Origin of the sequence: Allomesorhizobium camelthorni (genome assembly GCF_011045125.1) — a bacterium.
Lineage (GTDB): Bacteria > Pseudomonadota > Alphaproteobacteria > Rhizobiales > Rhizobiaceae > Allomesorhizobium > Allomesorhizobium camelthorni.
Window position 1 is genome coordinate 81116 of the sequence record NZ_JAAKZF010000008.1, and the last position, 22703, is coordinate 103818.

Sequence of the window (22703 nt, forward strand, 5' to 3'; positions counted from 1 at the left end):
GGAGCAAATGACTCCCAAGCTCATCATCACCAGCGCCGTTGCCGCGATCATCAGCTTCACCTCCATGCCAGCTATGGCCAACAGCATCTGGATCGAGCAGCACGGCTGGTCGCATTCGGTCGGCGGATCCCAGGACGGCCGCCGCAACGAGATCGGCGTATACCAGAATGGTGCCCGCAACAGCGCCATCGCCAAGCAGCGCGGCCGGGGCAACGTCGCCGCCGTCGGCCAGGAAGGCCGGCGCAACCGCGGCCAGGCCGAACAGCGCGGCCGCAACAACGCCGCCGGCATCGGCCAGTTCGGCTCCGGCCACAACAGCATCATGGTCCAGGACGGCAACGGCAACATTGCGGCCGGCGTTCAGGTCGGCCATGGCTGCGACGCGGCAACGTCGCAGTCCGGCCGCGGCAACGTCGCAGCGATCGTTCAGACCTGCCGCTGACCAACAGCCCGGATCGCACGCCGGCCGGGATTTTCTAAAGCCCGGCCGGCCCAATGCTCAGAGGAGATCATCATGTCGAAGCGAGTCACCCATACAGCCCTCGGCGTCACGCCCCTCATCGCCATGCTCGGCGTGGCCGCCGCACTTGCAGGCCAGGCCGCGTCCACCGACGGCCTGCTCGCCTGTGAGTTCCGCGCCGGTGCGGCGAACGGTATGACGACGATCGAGGGCATCGTTCACGCGACCGACGCGGTCGAGGGAAGCTACCGACTTTCCGTCGGCGGCGGCGGCGGCGCGGGAAGCGTCCGCATCAACCAGGCCGGCGCGTTCTACGCAACGCCGGACGCGCCCGCCACCCTCGGCCAAGTCATGCTGGACAGCGGCGGAACCTACGACGCCCGCCTCGAGGTCAGCGGCGCCGGCTCGACCGTCATCTGCGAAGAGCTGATCGGCGGCCGGATTTGACCATCTAAGCTCTGACCTTCGAAAAGGCGCCCGATTCGGGCGCCTTTTTCGTTCCGCCTGCTCCGCCGCTGTAGTCGGCCCTCGTTTCTAAACGAAATCTGAACACGCGGTTCTGGGCCGGTTCAGCCCGCCTGGTTCATGATCCACTCCAACGGTCGGGCGAGACCGGCTGTATCCGAGACACCAAGAAGGAGAACACCGATGACCCGCAAGCCCATCAAAAAACTCGCCGCCGGTCTCGTTGCGACGATCGTCGGACTGAGCGCGCTTTCAGCCCCCGCCGCTGCCGGCGGCTCGTTGAGCGTCCATGTTGCGCCCAGCAGCGCCGATTCCGGGCGCGCGCTGCTTACCGGCCTTCAACTCTACTTGTTCTACAACGCGATCAAGGGCGGCGCGAGCATCCGCCAGCGTGGCCACAACAATTCCGCCGGCATTGGTCAGAACGGCCGCGGCAACTTCGGTGTCGTGCATCAGGAAGGCAGTGGCCACCACGGCACGCTGCAGCAGAACGGCAACGGAAACGCCTATGGCCTGTTCCAATTCGGCCGTAACACCGACGGCCATGTGGTGCAAAACGGCTATGGCCGCGCCGGCGCGAGCTTCCAGATCGGCTGGTAGCGCGGGCGCGTTACCAATCCGTCTTCGACCGTTTCCAGGCAGGACGATCAGGCCATCGATATCCGACCACCCCTTCGCAAGGCCGGATGACACTCGTGTAGCGTTCCCAAACCTTCATTGTAGTCGGTCCGGTAGAGCGGAGTCTGGTGGGCCGCATCGATGAACACCGCCAGATCGGGACTGCCCGATCGTAGTTCTGCAAGGCATTTCGCGCGCTCGGCCGTTTCGGAGCGTCGGTCGCCCTCCGGCCATTCCAGAGCTAGTTGATGGTTCGTCGTGAGCGGTATTTTCCGCACGACTGCGTCCCTGTCCGGCGACAGGCAAACAACGGCGTAGCCCCCGGTTTTGTCCAGCACCATGACATTGAACAGCGCCTCCTGCATCACCGTCCGCTCGCCCATCAATCCTCCCGGTTCCAAGAGTACTGCATCAGGACTTCGGACCGCCAGCAACATCGACTTTTTCGCCGCAATCCGCCATGACAATCCTCCGCAGCGAACATTCACGCAAGGGCCTGAGTCGACGGAGGTCGTGTGAAATCGCGGCTGTATGATTGCCGATGACGCCCGCCGGCTTGCGCATTGGGCATAGCACACCGGCTTCCCCCAAACTGGAAGGGGCATCCTTCGGCACCGATGGAAGAGACACGGTGAGATCAGGTTCAGGCCATCTCCGCCTCATCAAGACAAAAGGGAGCCTCGAACATGCGAAGCTCCCTCCCTCAAGGTCAGGACGCGTTGAGATTGCGCGTCTGGCTGTATCAGCTAGCCCTCGCACTTCCACCACATGCGCGAGAAGTCATAGTCCCAACTCTGCATCGGAACCTCAGCATAGCCCCGCAGGCAAGAATGAGCCGCCATGCGCTTGAGCTGGGACAAGAGCGGGATCTCCGCGATCGTCTCGTGCATCCGCGCCTGGATGTCCTTGTAGAGCTTGTTGCGCTCGGCCTCGTCGACGGTCGCGCGTGACTTGTCGATCATAGCGTCGATCTCCGAATCCTGGACCCAGGACATGGACGACCAGGTGCCGGCCGCACGTGAATGGTACTGCACGAAGAACACTGAGTCGGGCGAGGGATAGGTCGGACCGTAGAAAACCTGCGAGGTATGCGGCGTCGTCTCGACCTTAGTGGCGAGTTCGGTAATACGGTTCCAGGGTTCCGGCTGAAGATCGACGGCAAAACCGATCGTTTCCAGCGTCGACTTGAACAGCAGGCCGATCTCCTCCTCGAACGGCGTGTTGGCGACGTAAGCATGGCTGAGACGGATCGGCTGCTCGCCGGCATATTTTGATTTCGCCACCTCTTCGGCCGCTTTCTCGAGGTTGTATTCCGGAGAAGGCAGGTCGTCGAGATGGGCTTCGGCGAAGAGCGGCGACAGGACGCCCTTCATCTCGCCGCCCGGATAGATCACTTCACGGATCGTCGCATAGTCCATCGCATAGGCGATGGCGCGGCGGATGTGCACGTCGTCGGTCGGTGCCAGCTGGTTGTTGACCTTGAGGTAGAATCCCGTCGCCGTTTCCGCCTCAATCAGCTTGTAGTTGTCGAGCTTTTCGATCGCCTCGTAGGTCTCGCTGCTCTGATACTGCGACGACATACCGAGCTCGCCACGCTGGGCGAGCGCGCGCACCGTCGCTTCATCGCGCGTCACGACGAAGCGAAGCTCGTCGATCGGGCGCTCGTTCGGCCATCCGGCGTGGTAGCCGTCATACCGCTGCAGGATCATTTCGGCGCCGCGCGTCCAGCCCGACAGATTGTATGGGCCCGCGCCCGCGCTGTTTTCGGCGAGGAAGTCCTCGCCCCATTCGTTGCCTTCTGCCGACACTACGTCGGAATTGACCACAAGGATCAGCGGCGTGACCGAAATGAACGGCGCGTAGACACGGTCGATCCTGATCTCCACCGTGTGCTCGTCGAGCGCCTTGACGTTGTCCGGCTGGACAAGATCGGAAAACAGATAGGCAGGGCCCTCGTTCAGCGCGAGCAAGCGCTGCATCGTATAGACCACGTCCTTGGCCTCGACCGGGCTGCTGTCCTGGAACGTCGCGCCTTGCTTGAGCCTGAAGGTATAGGTCCGGCTGTCTTCGGAAACCTCCCAGCTTTCGGCAAGCTGCGGCACTACCTCGCCCGCGCTGGTGACGGTGGTAAGGCCGTCATAGAGATTCACCGCCGCCATGTATTCCGTGTAGTCGGTCACCTTGGCCGGATCGACCGTACCGAAGATCTGGACAACATTGACGACGAGCGAGAGCTTGTCCTGCGCGACGGCGGGCGCCGTCAGTACAGTAGCCGCGGCAAGTGCCGCCGCCGTAAGGGCATGTCGCATGGTTTTCATTTTTCCGGTTCCTTCCTCTGGTTCCAATTCGGTTCTCGGTCCTTCTCAGCGGGACATCTGATGCAGCGGTGCGTAATCGTGTTCGTAGCCAAAGTAGCGCGGGCCAACGAGTTCCAGCCCCTCGGGCGTCCACCATTGCGGATCGCAGGCGAGGCCGATCGCGGTTACGGCGAGGCCGTAGCGAAGCTGCTCGGTGGTGACCGGCATGCCGCCATCCGCGTCAAGCGCGCAGATCAGATCAGGCGTGACGGCCAGCAATTCGTCCGCTTCGCTGCGGCAGATCAGGAACTCGTTCTGGAACTCGACCGTGAAGCTGCGTCCCTCGTCTTCGTCCATGCCCTTGAACTCGGCCTTACCGCGCGCGAAGCCGCCCACGGTTCGCCGGTCGATGTCGACCACGCGGCCGGTGAAGAGCCGCTTGCCGTCCAGTCGCTTCATCAGCGCTTCGGCGGGATTGCGGATTGCCTTGCGTTCCGACGTCATGATCTCGCCTATCGCTTTGATCAGCGACATGGAGCCGTGCAGGATGCCGCGCTTCATTTCGGCGCCGCTCATTGGATAGAGTGCGACAAGGGCGGCACCGCCCATCTCGACGGTCTGGCAGCGGGCCAGCCGCTCTGTCCATTTGTTCGAGATGGCGTTGATGACGGAGCTGTTGCCCTTGTCGTCCGCAAGCACCATCGGGGTGGCCGAAACGCCGTGGATCGTCATCGTCACCATTTGCAATTCCGGGAAGGCGCGCCCCATGCCGTCGCCGTCGATCAGCGGCAGGCCGGTGGCCGCGGCGACCGCGTAGGGAATGGTCGAGTTGAGCCCGCCCGCCTCGATGCAGATCAGCGCGTCGGCCTTGCGACCCAGAAACGCCTCGAGCTGGGCGAGCGCCTCTCGCGCCTCGTTGCCGTTTGGTAGCTTCTCGACCATCACGGTCGGCGCACCCATCATGCAGACGGGGATGCAAAGCGCGTCGTCGTCGAGTTCGTCGGCCGTGATGACCTTGACCGGCCCGTGCTGCGCGATCACCTGCTTGGCCATTAGCTTGCCGATATAGGGATCGCCGCCGCCGCCAGTGCCCAGGAACGCCCCGCCCAGCGCTATGGCGTCCATGTCGTCAGCCGTCACCGTGAATGAGGTCATGATGTGCCTCCCTCGCTGTCAATACTCATCGGCTTGAAGACCAGGTCGTCGAAGCCGAAACCCTTCGGCCCCACGACCTCCAGCGCTTCGGGGTTGCGCAGGAGCGGATGGCAGGGGATAGCCAGCACCGCCACCCGCTGCCCGTAGCGCAGCATCTCGGTCGAGATCGCCTCGCCGCTGTCGGCATCGAGAATTACGATCAGGTCGGGCACGATCACCTCAACCTCGCCATTGCGCGAGAAGATCAGAAACTCGTTCTGGATGTGGACCGAAGCCTCGTCGTCCTCATAGGCCTCGAAGCCCTTGATGATCGCCTCGCCGCGCACGAAGCCGCCGGCCAGATGCCGCTTGAGATCGGTGATCTTGCCGCGGAAGACGACATTGCCGTCCTCGCTTTTGCAAATCGCTTCGATGGGATCGCGGTGTGCGCGGCGCGCTTCCAGCACCGCGTCGCCGAGCGAAATCGCCTTGGAATACGAATTCGGTATGGCGAAGCGCTTGATGAACTCGCCCGACATCGGCGCGCTGGCCAGCGTCGAGGCGCCGCCCTGCGCGACCACGCAGGCCCTGGCCATGCGCTCGTGCCAGAGCTCCGAGATCGCGTGGTCGAAGATCACCACATTGCCGTGTGGGTCGCACATCACGCTCGGCGTCGAGCGATGGCCGTAGATGGCGTAGCTCGTCATCTGCATCTCGGGGAACGCGCGCCCCATGCCGTCGCAATCGACGACCGGCAGGCCGGCCATTGCCGCCGCGATCAGCGGTTCCATAGAGTTCTGGCCACCAATCTCCTCGCAGGCGATCGCGTCGACCTTGATGCCGAGGCGCTCCTCGAGAGCTCGCACGCAGCGCAGGCCTTCGCGGCCTTCCTTGATGCGCTCATGCGAGACGAGCGGTGCGCCTATGCCGCCCATGGCTACAATGCGCGCGTCGTCAGGCAGGCTTTCGAGCGGGACGATCTCCATCACATGGCCCTCGCGCAGCGCCTGGCGCACCCTGAGCTTGCCGATGTAGGGGTTGCCGCCGCCGCCGGTGCCCAGGATGCCGGAACCGATTTCCAGCGCCTCGACCATTGGCTCGTCGAGACGCCATCTGCCCTGCCCGCGTTCAAGCATCATGGCCACCCATCTCTCCGACGACCTTGACGTGGATGCGCGTGGCGTTGCCGGGCAGATAGGCCAGCGGCACGTCCTCGCGCTCGATCGTCTCGATGGTCGCGGCATCCGCGCCAGAGCGGATCGCCTTCTCGCGCGCCTCGTCCTCGGCTTGCTTCAGGCAGATTTCGCGCGTCAGCCCCTTTTCGAGCGAGAAGATCCGGTCGACCTCGCCGCTGATCTGCGCGATGGCGGCGCCGACGGCGTTGGCAACGGCGAAGTTGTCGGGGCGGATGACGTTCAGATCGCCGATCTGGTAGGGCATCAGGATCGAGCCACCGCCGACCGCGATCACCGGGATCGGGTCCGGCGACAGGCGCGTGCGCTCGACAGCGCGCTCCAGCATGCGCGTCATCTCCTCGCGCGCCGCGTTCAGAAGAGCGGGATCGAGATCCGCGACCCTGGATGCATCACCGACCGAAGCCTCGCCGCGCGCGACGGCAATGTCCGTCGCCGTCAACGTGTCGCCGCCAAACACATGCGCTTCCTGCGTGATGCGGTAGCCGACCGATTGCGGACCGACCGTCGTGGCGTCGCCCTTCTGGCGCACCAGCGAGCCGCCGCCCAGCCCGATCGAGAAGACGTCGGGCATGCGGAAATTGGTGCGCACACCGCCGATGTCGACCACGGTGGCCGCCTGGCGCGGAAAGCCGTGCTGCAGGGAGCCGATGTCGGTGGTCGTGCCGCCGATGTCGACCACGATGCCGTCGCGCACACCGGTCAGGAATGCCGCGCCGCGCATGGAGTTTGTCGGCCCCGACGCGAAGGTTAGCACGGGGAAATGCTTGACGATTTCCGCGCCCATGAGAGTGCCGTCATTCTGGGTGATAAAGAACGGGCAGTTCAGTCCCGCCGACTTGAGCGCATTGGCAAAGGCGTCGACGGTGCGCGCGCTGAGCTTGAGCAGGCTCGCATTCATCACCGCAGCGCTTTCGCGCTCAAGCAGGCCGATGCGGCCGATCTCGCTCGACAGGACCACGGCCACGTCCGGGCACTTTTTTAGAAGGCGCGCGCGCGCCTCCTCTTCCATCTTCGCGTTAATGGGGCCGAACACCGAGGTGATCGCTGCAGCGCCGATGCGCTTGGCGTTGATGTCGTCGGCGATGCGGTCGATCTCGTCGAGGTCGAGCGAAGCGAGCTCGCGTCCGTCGAACTCATAGCCGCCGCGCACGAGATAGCCGTGACCGCCCACCGCATCACGCAAATCGTCCGGCCAGTCGACCATTGGCGGCAGGCAAGCCGTTGCCGGCAGACCAAGGCGGATCGCCGCCACCGGGTTCACATGGCGGCGCTCGATGACGGCATTGGTGAAATGCGTCGTGCCGATCATCACATGGGTGATCCTGGAGCGGTCGGCTCCGGCCTTGGAAATTGCCGCTTCCATCGCCTCGATAACACCGGAGGTAACGTCCTCCGTAGTGGATGCCTTGACGCCGGACAGCACGTTGCGGCCGTGCATGATCACCGCGTCGGTATTTGTGCCGCCGACATCGATCCCTAGACGATACATTTTCTTCCTGCCTTTCTGGTCGGGTTCTCAGGCCGCCGTGTCGACGAGATAGCGCCTTCGCTCTTCGTCGCTCACGCGGGGTTTGCGTGTTTCCTCCTCGTCGCTGATCACCGGCACGGCGGCGATCAGGGCGCGGGTATAGGGGTGTTGCGGATCCTCGAAGACCGCGCGCGGTTCGCCGGCCTCGACGATCTCGCCACGCAGCATGATGGCGATACGGCTGCAGAAATTGCGCATCAGCGACAGATCGTGCGAGATGAAGAGGTAGGTCAGACCCAACTCCTCGCGCAGCCTCGTCAGGAGTGCGATCACGTTCTTCTGCACCGACACGTCGAGCGCCGATGTCGGCTCGTCGAGGACGATGATTTCCGGATCGGCCGCCAGTGCGCGGGCAATCGCTACGCGCTGCTTCTGGCCGCCGGAGAGCTCGTGCGGGTACTTGCCGACGTAATTTGCCGGCAGGTCCACCTGGCGCAGCAGTTCAACGATCCTGTCATCCAGCCCCTTGCCGCGCATGCCGGCGAAGGCGAGCGGCACACGCAGGGTCTGGCCAACCGTGCGCTTGGGGTTCAGGGAGGTGCCGGGATTCTGGTAGACGATCTGGATCTTGCGCCGGAAGGCGTCGCTGCCACGCTCGTCCTCGACCGGCTGGCCGTCGACCGTGACGACGCCTTCTGTTGCGCCGATCAGCCCCATGATCATGCGCGCGACGGTAGTCTTGCCCGAGCCGGATTCGCCGGCAAGCCCGAATACCTCACCGCGCCGCACGGACAGGGAGACGTCCGAGACCGCGACATGGCGCGTGCCTCGCCCGATCACCGGCCTCTGTTCGAAGATTTTTGTGACTCCGTGCATCTCGACGATCGGATCGGCGTCGGCGGGCTTCTGGTCCTCGACTTTCGCGCCGTAGAGTGGCGGGATCGCGTCGATGAGCTGGCGCGTATAGGCTTGCCGGGGCCGCGAGAATATGTCGCCGAGCGAGCCGTGCTCAACGATCTCACCGCGGCGCATCACATAGACGTCGTCGGCCATCTGGCGCACCACGCCGAGATTGTGGGTGATCATCAGGAGTGAAAGGCCATTGTCCGAAACAAGGCGGTTGATCAGCTTCATGATCTCGTCCTGCGTAGTCACGTCGAGCGCGGTGCCCGGCTCGTCAGCGATTAGGAGATCGGGTTGGTGCAGCAGCGACAGCGCGATCAGCACGCGCTGGCGCATGCCACCCGAAAGCTGCGACGGATAGGCTTCCATGATGCGGCGCGGATCGTCGAGCTGTACCTTGCGCAGCACGTCGAAGATGCGCTCGCCGCGCTCAGCGGCAGCGCTCTTCCGGCCGAGGCGCCGGTCGGCGTAGTACATCACATCGTCGAGATGGCGGCCGATCCTGAACACCGGATTGAAGGAGGACAGCGGGTCCTGCATGATGACCGAGAAGGCCGTGCCCTTGAGGCCGTCGCGGCGCATGCGGGGCATTGCCAGAACGTCCTCGCCCCGGAACAGGATCTCGCCGCTCTCCACCTGGGCATTGCGGGGCAGCGTGCCGAGAACGGCCTTGCTGGTCACTGACTTGCCGGAACCGGTCTCGCCAATCAGCGCGACGCGTCCGCCCTGCGGGATCGACAGAGCCACGTCCTTGAGAACGTGCAGCCGCCGGCCATAGGTATGAAAGGACACGTTGAGGCCGGTGATGTCGAGGAGATCGGCCATGTCTAGACCTCCACGTCGAACATGTCGCGCAGGCCGTCGCCCAGAAGATTGAAGCCGAGCGTGGCGTAAAAGATGGCGAAGCCGGGCGCCAGCACGCCCCACCACATCTCCGGCAGGAACTGACGACCGTCGGCGACCATCGAGCCGAGGTCGGGCGTCGGCGGCTTCACCCCCAGCCCGAGGAAGGACAGCGTCGCGCCGAACAGGATGACGAAGGCGGCGTCCAGCGTCGTCTTGACCGAAATGACCGAAATGCAGTTGGGCAGGATCTCGCGCGTCAGCACATGCCAGTGACTAGCGCCCGCGAGCCTTGCTGCCTCGACGAAATCTTCCGCCGCGATCGACTTCGACACGCGGTAGACCAGCCGCGCGTGCCAGGTCCACCACAGGAGCGTGATCGCAATCATCGCGTTGACGAGGTTCGGCTCGAGCACATTGCCCACCGCAAGCGCCATCACCAGCGGCGGGATCGCCAGCATGACATTGGTGAGGCCCGCGATCACGCGCTCGGTCCAGCCGCCGAAATAGCCGGCAGCAAGGCCAAGCGCCGCGCCCAGCGGCACCGCAACCGCGAGCACACCCACGACGAGCAGCAGCGAGATGCGGAAACCGTAGATGATCCGAGTGAGAATATCGCGCCCAACCTTGTCGGTTCCCATCCAGTAGGCGAGGTCGGGAGCGCCGTGCCGGGCGCGGAAATTCACGGCGGCGCCGACATGTTCGGGATAGGGCGCGAGAAGCGGCGCGAACACGGCCACGAACACCACCGAAAGCACCATCAGCGCGCCGACGATCGCGGTCGGGTTTCGCGTGAAGCGGTACCAGGCCATGTAGCGCGGCGTCAGCGCCTCGGTTTCGTGGGTGACATCGACCGGCATCAGCGCGCCTCCTTGAGCCGCAGGCGCGGGTCGAGCATGAGCAGGATGATGTCGATCACGATGTTGGCGACGATGAAGAACAGGCCGGAGAGCAGCACCACGCCCATGACCGCGTTCAGGTCCTTCTGAAGGATCGCGGAAAGGCCGTACGAGGCGAAGCCGCCCCAAGAGAAGACAAGTTCGACCACGAAGGCGTTGCCGATCAGCGAGGCGAATTCGAGTCCCATGATGGTCAGCGGCGCGATCGAGGAAAGCTTGAGCAGATAGCGGAACACGATCACCCGGTCCGGCACGCCGAAGGATTGCAGCGTCAACACATGGTCGCGGCGCTGGTTCTCGATCATCGCCGAACGGGTGATGCGCGTGATCTGGCCGATGCCCGACATGGCGAGAGCCAGCGCCGGGAAGAGGATGCGCTGGAAGGCATCGGCAAAAACGTCAAAGCGGCCATGAACGAGTGAATCGACGAGAAGCAGGCCGGTCGGTCCCGTCGGCGCGGAAAGCGTGTGGTCGATGCGGCCGATGATGGGCCAGTCGGCAAGGAAATAGGCCGCGAAGAGCTGGAGCAGGATCGCAAACAGAAAGCTCGGCATGGTTACGCCGACGATCGAGAACAAGCGTCCCGTATTGTCGATCCATGTGTTGCGGTAGCGTGCGGTGATCACGCCGAGCGGAATGGCGATCAGCGCCATCATAATAACGGTCACCAGGACGAGCTCGAGGGTTGCGGGAAGCAGCGCCGCGATTTCAGTGGTGACCGGGCGGCCAGAGATCAGCGAGCGGCCGAGGTCGCCCTGCAGCGCGTTCCAAACATAGGTCACGTACTGCTCCATCAGCGGCCGGTCGAGCCCCATAGACTGACGCATTGTATCGACCTGCTCCTGAGTGGCACTGGGGCCGAGGGCGATACGAGCGGGATCTCCCGGCACGACGCGGGCGAGAATGAAGATCATCAATGAAAGGACGAACAGCACGCCGACGAAGCCGGCGATACGCTTGGCAAACGTATAGAGATAGTTCTCCTGCATCCCGATACCGCGTCCCCGATGTGCCGCACCTCGATGGGCGCGATCTTTTGTCGGCATATCTTGGAAGCGTAAGGTTCCGCGCTTCAATGCGCGAGAAGTCTAGGTTATGGGAATTCTGGTATAGGTTTTTTCACAACCAGCCGAGCGCGCGCGCGCTTGCCACCGCCTCGGCGCGTTTCCGGCATCCCATCTTTCGGTAGATGTTGGTCAGGTGAAACTTCACGGTGACCTCCGAAAGCCTGAACTGGCGCGCCACGAACTTGTTGGTCGCGCCTTCCGCCACGAGGCGCAGAACACGCAGTTCCTGTCTAGTGAGCGGCGTTCGTTCCGTCTCGCGGCGCTGCGTGAATGTGTGCAGCTTGCGCACCGTGGCGCGCCTGTCCGGCGAGGATAGCACGTGCGCGGCGATACGCTTGTCGTCCAGCAGGGCGTCGACAAGGCCGATATCGCCGAGCAGATGCGTGATAATGCCAATCCGCGCTATGTCCTCCAGCAGTTCTGAAAACAAATGGCGCGCGCGGGTAACGTCACGATGCGTGCGGGCCAGATAAGCCGCCCAGAGGCGCAACCGGCCGCGTTCGCGCTCGCCAATGTTTTCATTGCGCAGCAGCATCTCGACCTGGTCGCGCAGGATCGGACGCCGCGGCTGGTGCTGGATCAGAAGGCGCAGCCACGCCATTGCCAGTTCGATCTCTATCGGGTCGACAAGGCGCGCCAGAGCCTCCTCGGCGCTCTCCACCCAGGTGAGATTGATGCGCGACTGCACGGTCATGAGCCGGTCGGACGCCGACTGCCAACGATTAGCGGTCTGCAGGATCTCGATTTCGCGCATGGTAATGGCGAGGTTGAAGCGCCGCGAACGCCATTCCTGCACGCGCCATTTGTCAAGAAAGCTGATGGCGGCGCCAAGCCCCACTTGGCGGCTCACCACCCGGCTGCAATAGACCAGGGCAAGCTCCACGACCGTCGGCCAGATTTCGCCATAGGCGAACTTGTCGAATTCCTCGGCGACGAAACGCACGAGATGTTCTGGCTCGCCGTTCTCGTAAGCGACCACGCCCTCGAGCAGGTTCAGCAAGCGCTGATCGGTCGGCGTGTCGAAGCGAACCCGGCCGAGCGCATCGCGCGCCTGCGAAACCCAGCGGTCGGCCTCGCCCAGCATGCCGCGCCGAAGCGAGAAGACGACCCGATGCAGCTCAATGTAGAAGACGAGCAGATGTGCCTCCGCCTCGCGATAGTGGTGGTGGGCACGCTTGGCGATCTCCTCCGCCTCGTTCAGCTCGCGCCTTTGCAGGCAGACTGCGAGCATGGAGTTGTAGAAACCGCCGCGATGCAGATGATCGTCGATCGGAAATTCGGCCAACATGTCGAACAGCAGCGTGCGCAGTTCGTTCGAGACCGTGTGGTCCTCGTAGATCGCCATCAGGAACCGGAACTGGCGTACCGCAAGCGAATAGCGCGCCCTGCCGCGTATCACGGTCTCGAGGCTTAGCATGTCGTCGCCGAAACGCCGGACGATCAGGAAACGCGCATGGGTGACGTTACCCGCCTTCAACGCATGCATGGCAAGCGCCAGGGTCAGCATTTCCTCGGCGTCCACGACCTCCTGCGGGAAGCGGTTCAGTATGTCGAGGCAAGCATCGTTGCCGTGATAGTGGATGAAATAGACGCCACCGTTCTCTCTGAAGAGAGAGATCGCGCGCTCGAAATCGCCGCGATCCTGCTTGGCACGAATCTCGACGACCGGGTCAGCCGCAGAGTTGTCCAAGGTTGTGGTCGCGCTATCGCGCGCCGCAGCGCGCAAGAGATTCGCGGCGTCCCGGGAAACGAGGTTGAGTTCGCCCGCCTGCCAGCGAACCGCGCTGGGAAGTCTGGAGGCCAGTCTTGCTGCCGCGGTGCATTCCCTGCGTGACACCGTCATTGCCGCTTCGCCGCCGCTTTCGACGGTTTCGCACAGGCGCCGAAGAAGCTGCCGCTCGCTGTTCGGGAGCAGTTCGATCAGATCAGCGATCACGTTCGAAAAGACATGGCGCATGGCCCAGGATATCTACACTATGCGCCGGTACAAAACCTGGATTCGCCGACATCAATCTGCGACGCCTCTACGCGAGTACTCCGTCTGGTTAACGTCTCAACCCGACCCTTTTCAGGTTTCTCATTGCGCTCATCCTTCGGCAAATCTTAATCTCCAACGCCCGTCCTCGTGTTCTCTGTGATCGAAATCCTCAAAGACCAAATTCGCGCCGCCAACCCCACCACCAAATTTGACGCTCCCGCGCCCAGGCTACTGGAAGCGCATGATCGTGGGCGTGGTCGTGCTGATCGCCATTCTTGTAGACTTGCTACCGCGGCATTGCCCAAGACATTCAGAGTGCCGGAACGCTGCCGTCACCGACCGGGAGGTCACGGACTTGGCGACAGCGTGTGAATCCGCATGCCAAATTTTGAACCCCGATTGCAACTTGCGGGCGTCGGCTTCCAGGAAGCGGCAGAAGCTAATCTCAACGTCCGAGATCGGGGCGCATTGCTGCCATTCGACTGCCACGGGCGAAGATTCGGAAGGGGTCATTCCTTCGCGCTCCGGAGCACTCCAGCCGCTCCCCTCCTCTCGTTCAAGGATTCGATGCGCCCATCGTCGAGGATCAGAGTGGACTCAGCGGATGACTGGGAGGTGGAGCTACCCGACTCCCAAATGCTTGTCGGACGGTGCAAGTAGATGATCGTCCGAATCATCATTGAAGTCTACAGACCTGGCAGATCGCCGCTCGCAAGTTTCCTGGCGCCCATGCTCCTTGTGCTTTGTCCCGAATCAGGTGGGTTGGTGAGGCTCCGGGCCGCACCCGTCAGTCGGGAACGGATCCCCAGCCACCCCCGTTCGCGGTCTCTATCAGGATCTCGTCGCCAAGCTCCAGCCTTACGCCACTCGCGAAAGTCAGGCGCTCGGTGCGCCCCTCAACGTGTGCGACGGACAAGCCGTTGAGCCCTCCGGGCTTCCCCTCATTCGATCCCCAGACCGGTTGCTTGGCCCGGCTGTAACCCGCCGACAGAATGGCTGGTGCCCGCAGGCGGTAGCTCGTCTGAAGCCCCTTCCCGCCCGCGTGCAGGCCGGCGCCTTCCGCGCTTTCGCGCAGGCGCTTGTAGCCGACGTCGAGACCGTAGCGCGCCTCGCAGATCTCCACCGGGCAATTGAAGGTCTCGCCGTGGCTCGCCGAATACATAGCATCAAGCCCATCCCGCGTCGCGGTAGCGCCCCAGCCGCCCATCTGCGGTTCGACCATGGTAAAGCGGCGCCCGGTGTCGGGATGATTGCCGGCAATCACAGTCCCGCAGATCGACGCGAAATGACCGGCCGGCAAGCGCTTCGGCAGCGCCTTGGCCATGCACTGCCAAAGCATGTCGTAGAGGCGGATGCGCGTCTCGAAATAGTAGCCGTGCGGCGCGGTGCCGGTGGCATGGAAGATCGTGCCCGGCTCGGTGATGACCTCGAGCGCCCGGAACGAGCCCGCATTGGCGAAGAGAGTCGGGTCCGTCAACGCCTTGAAGATCATCTGCGCGGAGATGACCGCGCCGTCGCGGCTGGTGTTATAGGGGGCATCGCGCTGCTTCGGATTGCCCCGGAGATCGACCGTGAAGCGGTCCTTCGCCACGGTTATTGAAGCGTGCCATAGCGCCCCGTCGTCCTGCGTTTCGTCGATCTCGTAAGTCCCGTCGGGAAGCTCCGCGAGACCGGCGAGACCGCGGCGTTCGCCTTCGGCGAAGAGATCGGCCAGCGCCACGCGGTAGGCGCCTGCCCCGTAGCTTTCCACAAGCAGCCTTATGCGCGACTCGGCCTTGCGGCTCGCGGCCACCTGCGCCCAGAGGTCTCCCTGCACGAAATCCGGAAGGCGCGAATTGGCCATGATGATGTCGAAGACGGAGCGGAGCGGCACGCCTTTGTCGAACAGCCTGACGGCCGGCAACCGGAGCCCTTCCTGGAAGATCTCCGTGACATCGACCGCCATCGAGCCCGGCGTCTTGCCGCCGATGTCGTTCCAGTGCGCGATGGAGGCTGACCATGCGACGAGCTCTCCGCCTGAAAAGACCGGCAGGGCTATGACGACGTCGTTGAGATGCGTCACGCCGCCGTAATACGGATCGTTGCTGACGAAGCAGTCGCCCTCGCGGATCGTGTCCAGGCCATTCAGCTCGATGATGCGCTTGACCGCCTTGTCGAGCACCCCGACGAAGGTCGGGATGCCGGCGCCGGACGACACCAGTTCGCCATGCGCGTCCGTGATCCCGGTGCCAACGTCGAGCACCTCGTAGATGATGGGACTCATCGCCGTCTTGTTCAATACGGCGAACATTTCGTCCGCCGCGGCGATCAGGCTCGCCTGGATGACGGAAACGGTGATCGGATCGATCGGCGCGGCAGCTTTCATGGCGGTGGTTCTCCAGTTTGGGGGGAGCGCGGTGGCTGCCGGAGCCAGCCACCGATGCCTCCTGCTCAAAGGCCGGTTTCGATCACGACCTTGCCGTGGTGCTTGCGAGGCTGGCTCAAGTAGTCAAACGCCTCAACGTACTTTTCCATCGGATAGACGCGGTCGATCCGCGGCCGAATGATGCCCTTGGCGAGCATGTCGTAGAGCGCGGCCAGGCCCTTTGCGCACATCGCGGCATCCTCGACATAGTTGAAGACCGAATAGGGATGGAAGACGGCGTTCTTCTGGAACATGTCCACGAACGGCAGGTCTGGCCACACGGTATCCAGGGTGCCGTAGAAGTAGATGCGGGCGTTCTTCGCGAGCGCGGGACTGTAGCGCGGGACAAGTCCGGCGCCCACCGGATCGAAGACCATGTCGACGCCTTTGCCGCCAGTCATCTCGACGATCTGATCCGTCAGATCATTCTCATCCGTCACGATTACGTGGTCAGCTCCCATCTGCAGCAGGTATCCGGCGTTCCCCGCAAAGCGCGTTGTACCAATCATGGTCGCGCCAAGCGCGCGGCCGATCTGCAGCGAAGCCGATCCGGCCGTGCTGGTGGCTGCGGTGACGAGCACGTGGCTTGCCGGTCCGACCTTCGATACTTCCGCCAACGGGAAATAGGCGGTCAGGTACTGCATCCAGATCGATGCGCATTCGATCGGCGACAGATTGGGCGGCGCCTTGGCGACATACCGGCTGTCAATCACGAGGGACTCGGTGCTGGCGCCTCGGTTGTCGTAGAAATAGGGAAGTGTCGAGACGCGTTCACCGATCTCGAATCCCGCCACCCCCGATCCGATCGCGTCGATGACACCGGCCGCCTCGATCCCCACGCGGGCCGGAAACTCCGGGAAGCTGAAGGAGTAGTTGTCCTTCATGAGATCCATGTCGCCCCAATTCAAGGCGAAGGCTTCGACGCGCAGCCGGATCTCGCCGGCGCCGGGTTCTTCCCAAGGCTCCTCTTCGAGGTTGAGCCCATGATAGCCGCTGTAGTCGTGGATGCGCCAGGCGCGAGGCATGAGCTTGCGTTCCCTGTTTCCTGCGTACGACTTCCTCGGATCGACGGTCAGTTTACGGCGACGAAAAGGTCGCGCGGCAGGTCGGAGAATATCTCGGGTCCATCCTCGCGAAGGATGACAATTTCTTCCAGCCGGATGCCGAAGCGGCCGGGGATGTAGATGCCGGGCTCGATGGAGAAGACCATGCCCTCCTCCAGCAGCGTTTCGGAGGTCGCGGTGATGTAGGGCGGTTCGTGGCCGTCGATCCCCAGGCCGTGGCCGGTGCGATGCACGAAGTACTCGCCATAGCCGGCGTCTACGATCACCTTGCGCGCCGCCGCATCGATCTCCTTCGCCATCACGCCCGGACGCGCGGCCTTCAGCGCCGCCTGCACAGCCTTTTCCACGATGGAATGCACCTGACCATAGCCTTCCGGCGCCTCGCCCACGACCGCCATCCGCGTGATGTCGCTCGGAAACCCGTCCTTGCGGCCGCCAATATCGATGACGATCGCGTCTCCGTCCTGCAATTCGCGACCTCCGGTCTGGTGGTGCGGGAACGCGCCGTTTGGACCGCTCCCGACGATCCAGAAGGCAGGCGTCGCGCCTTCGGCCGCGAACTGGTCGCGGATGATCTGCGCCAGTTCCTGCTCGGTCATGCCGGGCCGGATCGAGGCGAATGCCTTCTGCATGGTGCGGTCGGCGATGCCGGCGTTCATCTTGATCTTGCGGTACTCGCTCTCATCCTTGCGCATGCGCAGCCGGCCGAGGGTGCGTTCCGTGAAGGCGTGCCCCGCGTTTGGAAGCGCACCGAGCAGCAGTAGCGCGAAGTCAGCCCGCATCGTCTCATCGAGCACGACGTTCTTCGCGCCGCTCGCGCCGACATCCTCGAGCGCCGCCGCGAGTGCCGCAACCGGCCCCTGGTCGTCGCTCCAGGTGTGGAAGGCGATCCCGGTCGATTCCCGCGTGCCCTCCGCATTGAGCACCGGCATCAGGAAGGCTTCGCGCTCGGGCCCGACCAGGAGCAGGCACGGACGTTCGTCCGGATGCGGATGGAAGCCGAGCAGCCAGTCCATGTGCGAGCCGGGCGCGATCGCTACGAGGTCGGCCCTTTCGGAAGCCATGGACTGGCGCAGGTGCGCAAGGCGTTCGGTGGCGGGATGGGTCATCTTTGTCCTCATTCTCGATTCTGTCTCGACGGCCGGCGGTCCCGACCTCTTGCTGCTGTTCCCGCGGATCGGGAGGGCGGGGACATGCCCCCTTTCCCCGCTTCGCAGTCGCCCGCGCGAGCTTCAGCCGGGCGACCGTGTTCGTCAGGCGGCGTTCCTTATGGTGCTCTCTCCATTCGCGCCTACAACCATGCGCGAGCCGAAAGCCTCGCCCTCGTCGAAGCCGCCGATTGTGGCGATCTCATCCTCGGGCGGCGCCTCGCAGGACCACTTCCTGCTCGGCACCCAACCGCACTGGCGCTTCAGGATCGCGGCGTATTCGGCACGCTTCAGCGCTGCGATCGACGGATCGATGACGGGCACGCCGAGCTGGCGTTCCAACTCGCGGTAAAAGCCGACTTCCATGGTGCAGCCGAGGATCAGCGCCTCGGCGAAATCCTCCTCGACCGCCTTGCGGCCGGCCTCGATCAGCCGCCGTCCGGTCGCGGCATGGTCCTGCTGGAACTCCGTGACGCCGAGTTCGACGTGGTAGAACCCGGACAGCCGATGCTCGTGGCCGTGCTCGCGCACGGTCGCGCTCATCTGGTGCACCCATTTGCGCCGCCCCACGATGACGCCGAAGCGGTTGGCGAGCGTGGACGCGATCTCGCATGAGGACTGGCACGGCGCCGTCACGATCATCCCGCCCGATACCTCGCGAGCGTCATGCAGGGCGGTGTCGTAGAAGCAGCCTATCGCGAAGGCGTCGAAGCCTTCGCGCGCAGCCTGGCGGGCTGCCCGGATGATGCCACGCGTCGCCATCGCCTCGTACGAGCGGAACTCTATGTGTGAGAAACTCCCCTCGGATCGAGGCATGGAGGTGACGTGGACCTCCGTGCCGGACAGCTTGTTGTCGCGCGCCATGTCGGCGAAGATCTCGTCATGCGCGTGGTCGCTTGCGACCGGACTGAAATACATGATCTTCAACGGCTTCTCGCTCATCGCAGTGCTCCTTTCATCATGTCCCGTTCTATTCCCGCCCGACCCGGGCGGACCTTCATCCGGTCACCCGCTGTAGCCGTAGACCTCGCGTGCACGCTCCGGCGTGATCAGCCCGTTGCGGACGTCGTCGGCGACAGCCTTCGGATCACGTTCCTTCGGGTCGCCGACGCCGCCGCCATTGCCGGTCACGACGCGGATGACGTCTTCGCGGCGCGTCGTCAGACCCGAGACGAAGGAGAACTTCTCCCGTGAGCCATCCTTGCGGATCACCTCCACGTAGTTGGGCGAGCCCTCCTTGCCGCCGTCCAGCGCCCAGGGAGGAAATTTCGAGCGGGTATAGCCGGCGGTGAGGAAGCCGTTGTCGGCGCGTACCCGGTAGTCCATAACGATGCCGCGTCCGCCGCGGTACTTGCCGTCGCCTCCCGGCTCCATGTTGAGCTCCATGCGGTCGACATAGAGCCCGTTGCGGGCTTCGTTGATCTCGGCCGGACAGTTGTAGGTCTCGCCGTGGAAGCCGCAGAAGATCGCCGAGTTGCCGTCGCGGCCGTGGCTGGCACCCCAGCCGCCGAGCTGCGGCTCAATGATCGTGTACTGCCTGCCCGTATCGGGATGGATGCCGCCGATGAAGGTGCCGCAGACGCTGGCGAAATGGCCCGATGCCAGCCGCTCGGGCATGTGCGCCGCGAGGCAGCGCCACATGATGTCGTACACCCTGAGTTCGATCTCGTAGTAGAAGCCGATCGGAGCCGGTTCCTTGGCGTGGAAGACCGAGCCTTCGCGGGTCAGGAGCCGGATCGGACGGAACGAACCCTCGTTGGCGGGCGAATAGGGATCGGTAAGCGACTTGAAGATCATCTGCGCGGCGACCATAACGCCGTCGCGGCTGGTGTTGACCGGGCTCGCTGACTGGTCCGGATTGTCCCTCAGGTCGACCGTGAACGCGTCGTCGCTGATCGTGATCTTCACATTGAAGGTGCGGCCGTCGTCCTGTTCCTCCGAAAGCTCGAACGTGCCCTTCGGCAGCTTCGCGAGTTCGGTGCGGGAAGCCTGCTCTCCGAAATCCATGAACGAGGACATGGCTTTCTGGAAGGTGGCGACGCCGTACTTCTCGGAGATTTCGACCAGGCGCTTGGCACCGATGCGCACAGAGGCGATCGCTGCCCAGACGTCGCCTTCCAGCACGTCGGGCATGCGCGAATTGACCTTGATGATCTCCATGACGGAGCGGATCGGCTCGCCCCTGGAGATGATCTTGATCGCGGGCAGCCGTAGGCCTTCCTGGAAGATCTCCGTCGCCTCGCCGGACAGCGAACCCGGCGCCATCCCGCCGACGTCGGAATTGTGGGCGATGTTGGCCGTCCAGGCGATGATTGTGTCGCCAGCGAAGACCGGCATCGCGACGACGATGTCGTTAAGATGCGTGACGCCGCCGTAATAGGGATCGTTGGTGGCGAAGACGTCGCCCGGCTGGATGTCCCCCGGCTTGTCGAACTTGGCGGTAATCACCTTCACCGCCTTGTCGAGCACGCCGATGAAGGCGGGGATGCCGGCCCCCGACGAGGCGAGCGCACCCTTCGCGTCGGTGATGCCCGTGCCCATGTCGAGCACCTCGTAGATGATCGAGCTCATCGCCGTCTTCTTCATGACGGCGAACATCTCGTCGGCGGTCGCCTGGAGCGAGTTCTGGATGATCTCGAGCGTGATGGGATCGTTGGACCTGTCGTTCATGATCCGCCTCCTCAGCCGGCCAGAGTGATGTGGATGTTGCCGTAGCCGTCGATCTCCACCTGGTTGCCGGGGTGAATGACCACGGTGGTCCCGGGATCCTCGACAATGGCAGGGCCTTCGAAGCGCATGCCAGCTTCCAGCTTCGTACCGTCGTAGATCGCGGCCTTCTTCACGCCCTCGAGGGCATAGTCGACGTCGCGGTGGCCCTTCAGCGCGCTCTCGGCCGGCGTGCCGGTCGGCTCGCGCTTCGCCATGGCGAGCTTTCCGACTTCGGCTGAAGCGACCAGATGGATGCCGACCATCTCAACCGGCGCGTCCAGCCGGTAGGTGTATTCGCGCTCGTAGGTCTCGTGGAACGAGGCCTCGATCTCGGACAGCCTTTCATCGGTCACCGCGCCATCCGCGATTAGGACCTCGGTCGTGTGCTCCTGGTTCTGGTAGCGGAACTTGCCGTAGCGGAGCATCTTCACCTTTTCCGCCGCGACGCCTTCCTGCGTGAACTGGCCGCGCGCGCGATCCTCGGTGTCGGCGAAGAGCTGCTCGATCGCGTTGGCCGCGCCCGGCTTCAGGTCGGCAAGGCGGGTGACGAAATAGTCGCGACGCAGGTCGGACATCATCATGCCCCAGGCCGAGAAGACCGCTGCGCCGGCGGGGACGACGACCTTCTTGACGCCGAGTTCCTGGCCAAGCGCCACGCCGTGCATGGCGCCGCCGCCGCCGAAGGCGACCAGCGTGAAGTCGCGCGGGTCGTGGCCGCGGTTGAGCGACACGAGCTTCAGCGCGTTGACCATGTTGTTGTTGGCGATGCGGATGATGCCGCGCGCGGCTTCGTCAGTGTCCACGCCGAGCTTCTCGCCCACCGCCGCGATGGCCTTTTCTGCCGCGGCCATGTCCGCGACCACCTCGCCGCCGCAGAAATATTCCCGGTTGATGCGGCTGAGCCACAGATTGGCGTCCGTGGTCGTGGCGTCACTGCCGCCGCGCCCATAGGCGGCGGGACCCGGCATCGCCCCGGCCGATTGGGGGCCGACATGCAACTTGCCGAAATCGTTGACCCAGGCAATGGAGCCGCCGCCATTGCCGATCTCGACCAGATCGACAACCGGCACCATGATCGGATAGCCGGCCGAGGTGCGGTCACGCTCGATCCAGTAGTCGGTCTTGATTTTGACCTCGCCGTCCTCGATCAGCGAGCATTTCGCGGTCGTCCCGCCGATGTCGAGCGCCAGCACGTTCGGCTCTCCGATCAGCTTGCCGAGCTCGGCCGCGCCCCAGAAGCCGGAGGCCGGCCCGGACTCGACCATCGTGATCGGGATCTTCGACACCGAATCCAGCGAGTCCACACCACAGTTCGACTGCATGATGTAGGGGCTGCCCTTCAGCCCCTTCTCCTTCAGTCCGTTGGCAAGCCGCGACAGGTAGCGCTCTGCGATCGGCTGGACATAGGCCGACAGGACCGCCGTGTTAGTGCGCTCGTATTCGCGCCACTCGCGCGTGATCTGGTGCGAGGAGACGACCGAGACCTCGGGCCAGAGTTTCTGCACCTCCGCCATCGTCCTCTCCTCGTGCGAGGGGTCCGCATAGGAGTGGAGGAAGGAAATCGCCACCGCCTCGACGCCGTCGGCCTTGAAGTCCTCCAGGATGGCCGGCAGGCCCGACAGGTCCAGCGGCTTCAGCTCCTCGCCCTTGTAGCTCGTGCGTTCGGGAAGCTCGCGGCGCAGGTAGCGCGGCACGAAGGGCTTCGGCTTCTCGTAGTGCAGGTTGAAGAAGTCCGGGCGGTTTCCGCGCGCGATCTCCAGCGTGTCGCGAAAACCCTCGGTCGTGATCAGGCCGACCTTCACGCCCTTTCTCTCGGTCAGGGCGTTGATGACCACCGTCGTTCCGTGCGCCAGGAAGCCGATGGATGTCGGATCGACCCCGCCCTTGGCGAGCACGTTCAGAACGCCCTCTTCGAAGTTGGGAGGCGTCGTGTCGGACTTGGCGGTGATGACGCGCGCCTCGCCCGTGTCGACATCGGTCTCGAAGCAGACGAGGTCGGTGAACGTGCCGCCGACATCGGTTGCGACGCGGATCGTGGTCTCGGCCATTG

18 protein-coding genes are annotated in these 22703 nt (G+C 63.9%); 3 read left to right on the plus strand and 15 right to left on the minus strand.

Annotated elements, in window-relative coordinates:
* The first annotated feature begins 7 nt into the window (after positions 1-7).
* The 3 genes from G6N73_RS09185 (at position 8) to G6N73_RS09195 (ending at position 1525) form a co-directional block, all read left to right on the plus strand.
* A complete protein-coding gene (locus tag G6N73_RS09185; RefSeq protein WP_165026440.1) occupies positions 8-442 on the plus strand; it encodes a curlin in 435 nt (144 codons plus the stop codon).
* 72 nt (positions 443-514) lie between these two features.
* Entirely contained in the window at positions 515-907 is a 393-nt protein-coding gene (csgH, locus tag G6N73_RS09190) for a curli-like amyloid fiber formation chaperone CsgH (protein ID WP_165026443.1), read from the plus strand.
* Between the two features lie 201 nt (positions 908-1108).
* Complete coding sequence (locus G6N73_RS09195) at positions 1109-1525, plus strand: curlin (protein ID WP_165026446.1); 417 nt, start codon at positions 1109-1111, stop codon at positions 1523-1525.
* 47 nt (positions 1526-1572) lie between these two features.
* Here the strand turns inward: G6N73_RS09195 and G6N73_RS09200 are convergent, their stop codons facing one another.
* The 15 genes from G6N73_RS09200 to G6N73_RS09270 form a co-directional block, all read right to left on the minus strand.
* The gene (locus G6N73_RS09200; RefSeq protein ID WP_165026449.1) at positions 1573-1926 is read right to left on the minus strand and encodes a C45 family peptidase; all 354 of its coding nucleotides are present in this window, start codon (positions 1924-1926) and stop codon (positions 1573-1575) included.
* 363 nt (positions 1927-2289) lie between these two features.
* Positions 2290-3861 (minus strand): ABC transporter substrate-binding protein, encoded by a 1572-nt coding sequence (locus G6N73_RS09205; RefSeq protein ID WP_206078761.1) that lies wholly within the window; start codon positions 3859-3861, stop codon positions 2290-2292.
* Positions 3862-3906: 45 nt separating this feature from the next.
* Positions 3907-4995 (minus strand): S-methyl thiohydantoin desulfurase family protein, encoded by a 1089-nt coding sequence (locus tag G6N73_RS09210; RefSeq protein ID WP_165026452.1) that lies wholly within the window; start codon positions 4993-4995, stop codon positions 3907-3909.
* Positions 4992-6113: an S-methyl thiohydantoin desulfurase family protein gene (locus G6N73_RS09215; RefSeq protein WP_425484066.1), complete on the minus strand. Its 1122-nt coding sequence runs from the start codon at positions 6111-6113 to the stop codon at positions 4992-4994. Before G6N73_RS09215 ends, G6N73_RS09210 begins: the two co-directional genes overlap by 4 nt.
* Positions 6103-7659, minus strand: coding sequence for a hydantoinase/oxoprolinase N-terminal domain-containing protein (locus G6N73_RS09220; protein WP_165026455.1), 1557 nt, complete (start codon positions 7657-7659; stop codon positions 6103-6105). The genes G6N73_RS09215 and G6N73_RS09220 overlap by 11 nt, the downstream gene beginning before the upstream one ends.
* 27 nt (positions 7660-7686) lie before the next feature.
* Positions 7687-9366 carry a nickel ABC transporter ATP-binding protein NikE gene (gene nikE / locus G6N73_RS09225; RefSeq protein WP_165026458.1) on the minus strand — a complete coding sequence of 560 codons (1680 nt, stop codon included), beginning with the start codon at positions 9364-9366 and terminating at the stop codon, positions 7687-7689.
* 2 nt (positions 9367-9368) lie between these two features.
* The gene (locus tag G6N73_RS09230; RefSeq protein ID WP_165026460.1) at positions 9369-10244 is read right to left on the minus strand and encodes an ABC transporter permease; all 876 of its coding nucleotides are present in this window, start codon (positions 10242-10244) and stop codon (positions 9369-9371) included.
* Positions 10244-11272 (minus strand): ABC transporter permease, encoded by a 1029-nt coding sequence (locus G6N73_RS09235; protein WP_165026463.1) that lies wholly within the window; start codon positions 11270-11272, stop codon positions 10244-10246. Before G6N73_RS09235 ends, G6N73_RS09230 begins: the two co-directional genes overlap by 1 nt.
* Positions 11273-11402: 130 nt before the next feature.
* Positions 11403-13307 (minus strand): helix-turn-helix transcriptional regulator, encoded by a 1905-nt coding sequence (locus G6N73_RS09240; protein WP_165026466.1) that lies wholly within the window; start codon positions 13305-13307, stop codon positions 11403-11405.
* 808 nt (positions 13308-14115) lie between these two features.
* Positions 14116-15693: a hydantoinase B/oxoprolinase family protein gene (locus G6N73_RS09245; protein ID WP_165026469.1), complete on the minus strand. Its 1578-nt coding sequence runs from the start codon at positions 15691-15693 to the stop codon at positions 14116-14118.
* 65 nt (positions 15694-15758) lie between these two features.
* Positions 15759-16757, minus strand: coding sequence for a zinc-dependent alcohol dehydrogenase family protein (locus tag G6N73_RS09250; RefSeq protein WP_165026472.1), 999 nt, complete (start codon positions 16755-16757; stop codon positions 15759-15761).
* 47 nt (positions 16758-16804) lie between these two features.
* Positions 16805-17905 (minus strand): M24 family metallopeptidase, encoded by a 1101-nt coding sequence (locus G6N73_RS09255; protein ID WP_165026475.1) that lies wholly within the window; start codon positions 17903-17905, stop codon positions 16805-16807.
* A gap of 144 nt (positions 17906-18049) precedes the next feature.
* Positions 18050-18886, minus strand: coding sequence for an aspartate/glutamate racemase family protein (locus G6N73_RS09260; protein ID WP_165026478.1), 837 nt, complete (start codon positions 18884-18886; stop codon positions 18050-18052).
* 63 nt (positions 18887-18949) lie between these two features.
* Entirely contained in the window at positions 18950-20614 is a 1665-nt protein-coding gene (locus G6N73_RS09265; protein ID WP_165026481.1) for a hydantoinase B/oxoprolinase family protein, read from the minus strand.
* Between the two features lie 11 nt (positions 20615-20625).
* On the minus strand, positions 20626-22701 hold the full coding sequence (locus G6N73_RS09270) for a hydantoinase/oxoprolinase family protein (RefSeq protein WP_165026484.1): 2076 nt from the start codon (positions 22699-22701) through the stop codon (positions 20626-20628).
* Between the last annotated feature and the right edge of the window lie 2 nt (positions 22702-22703).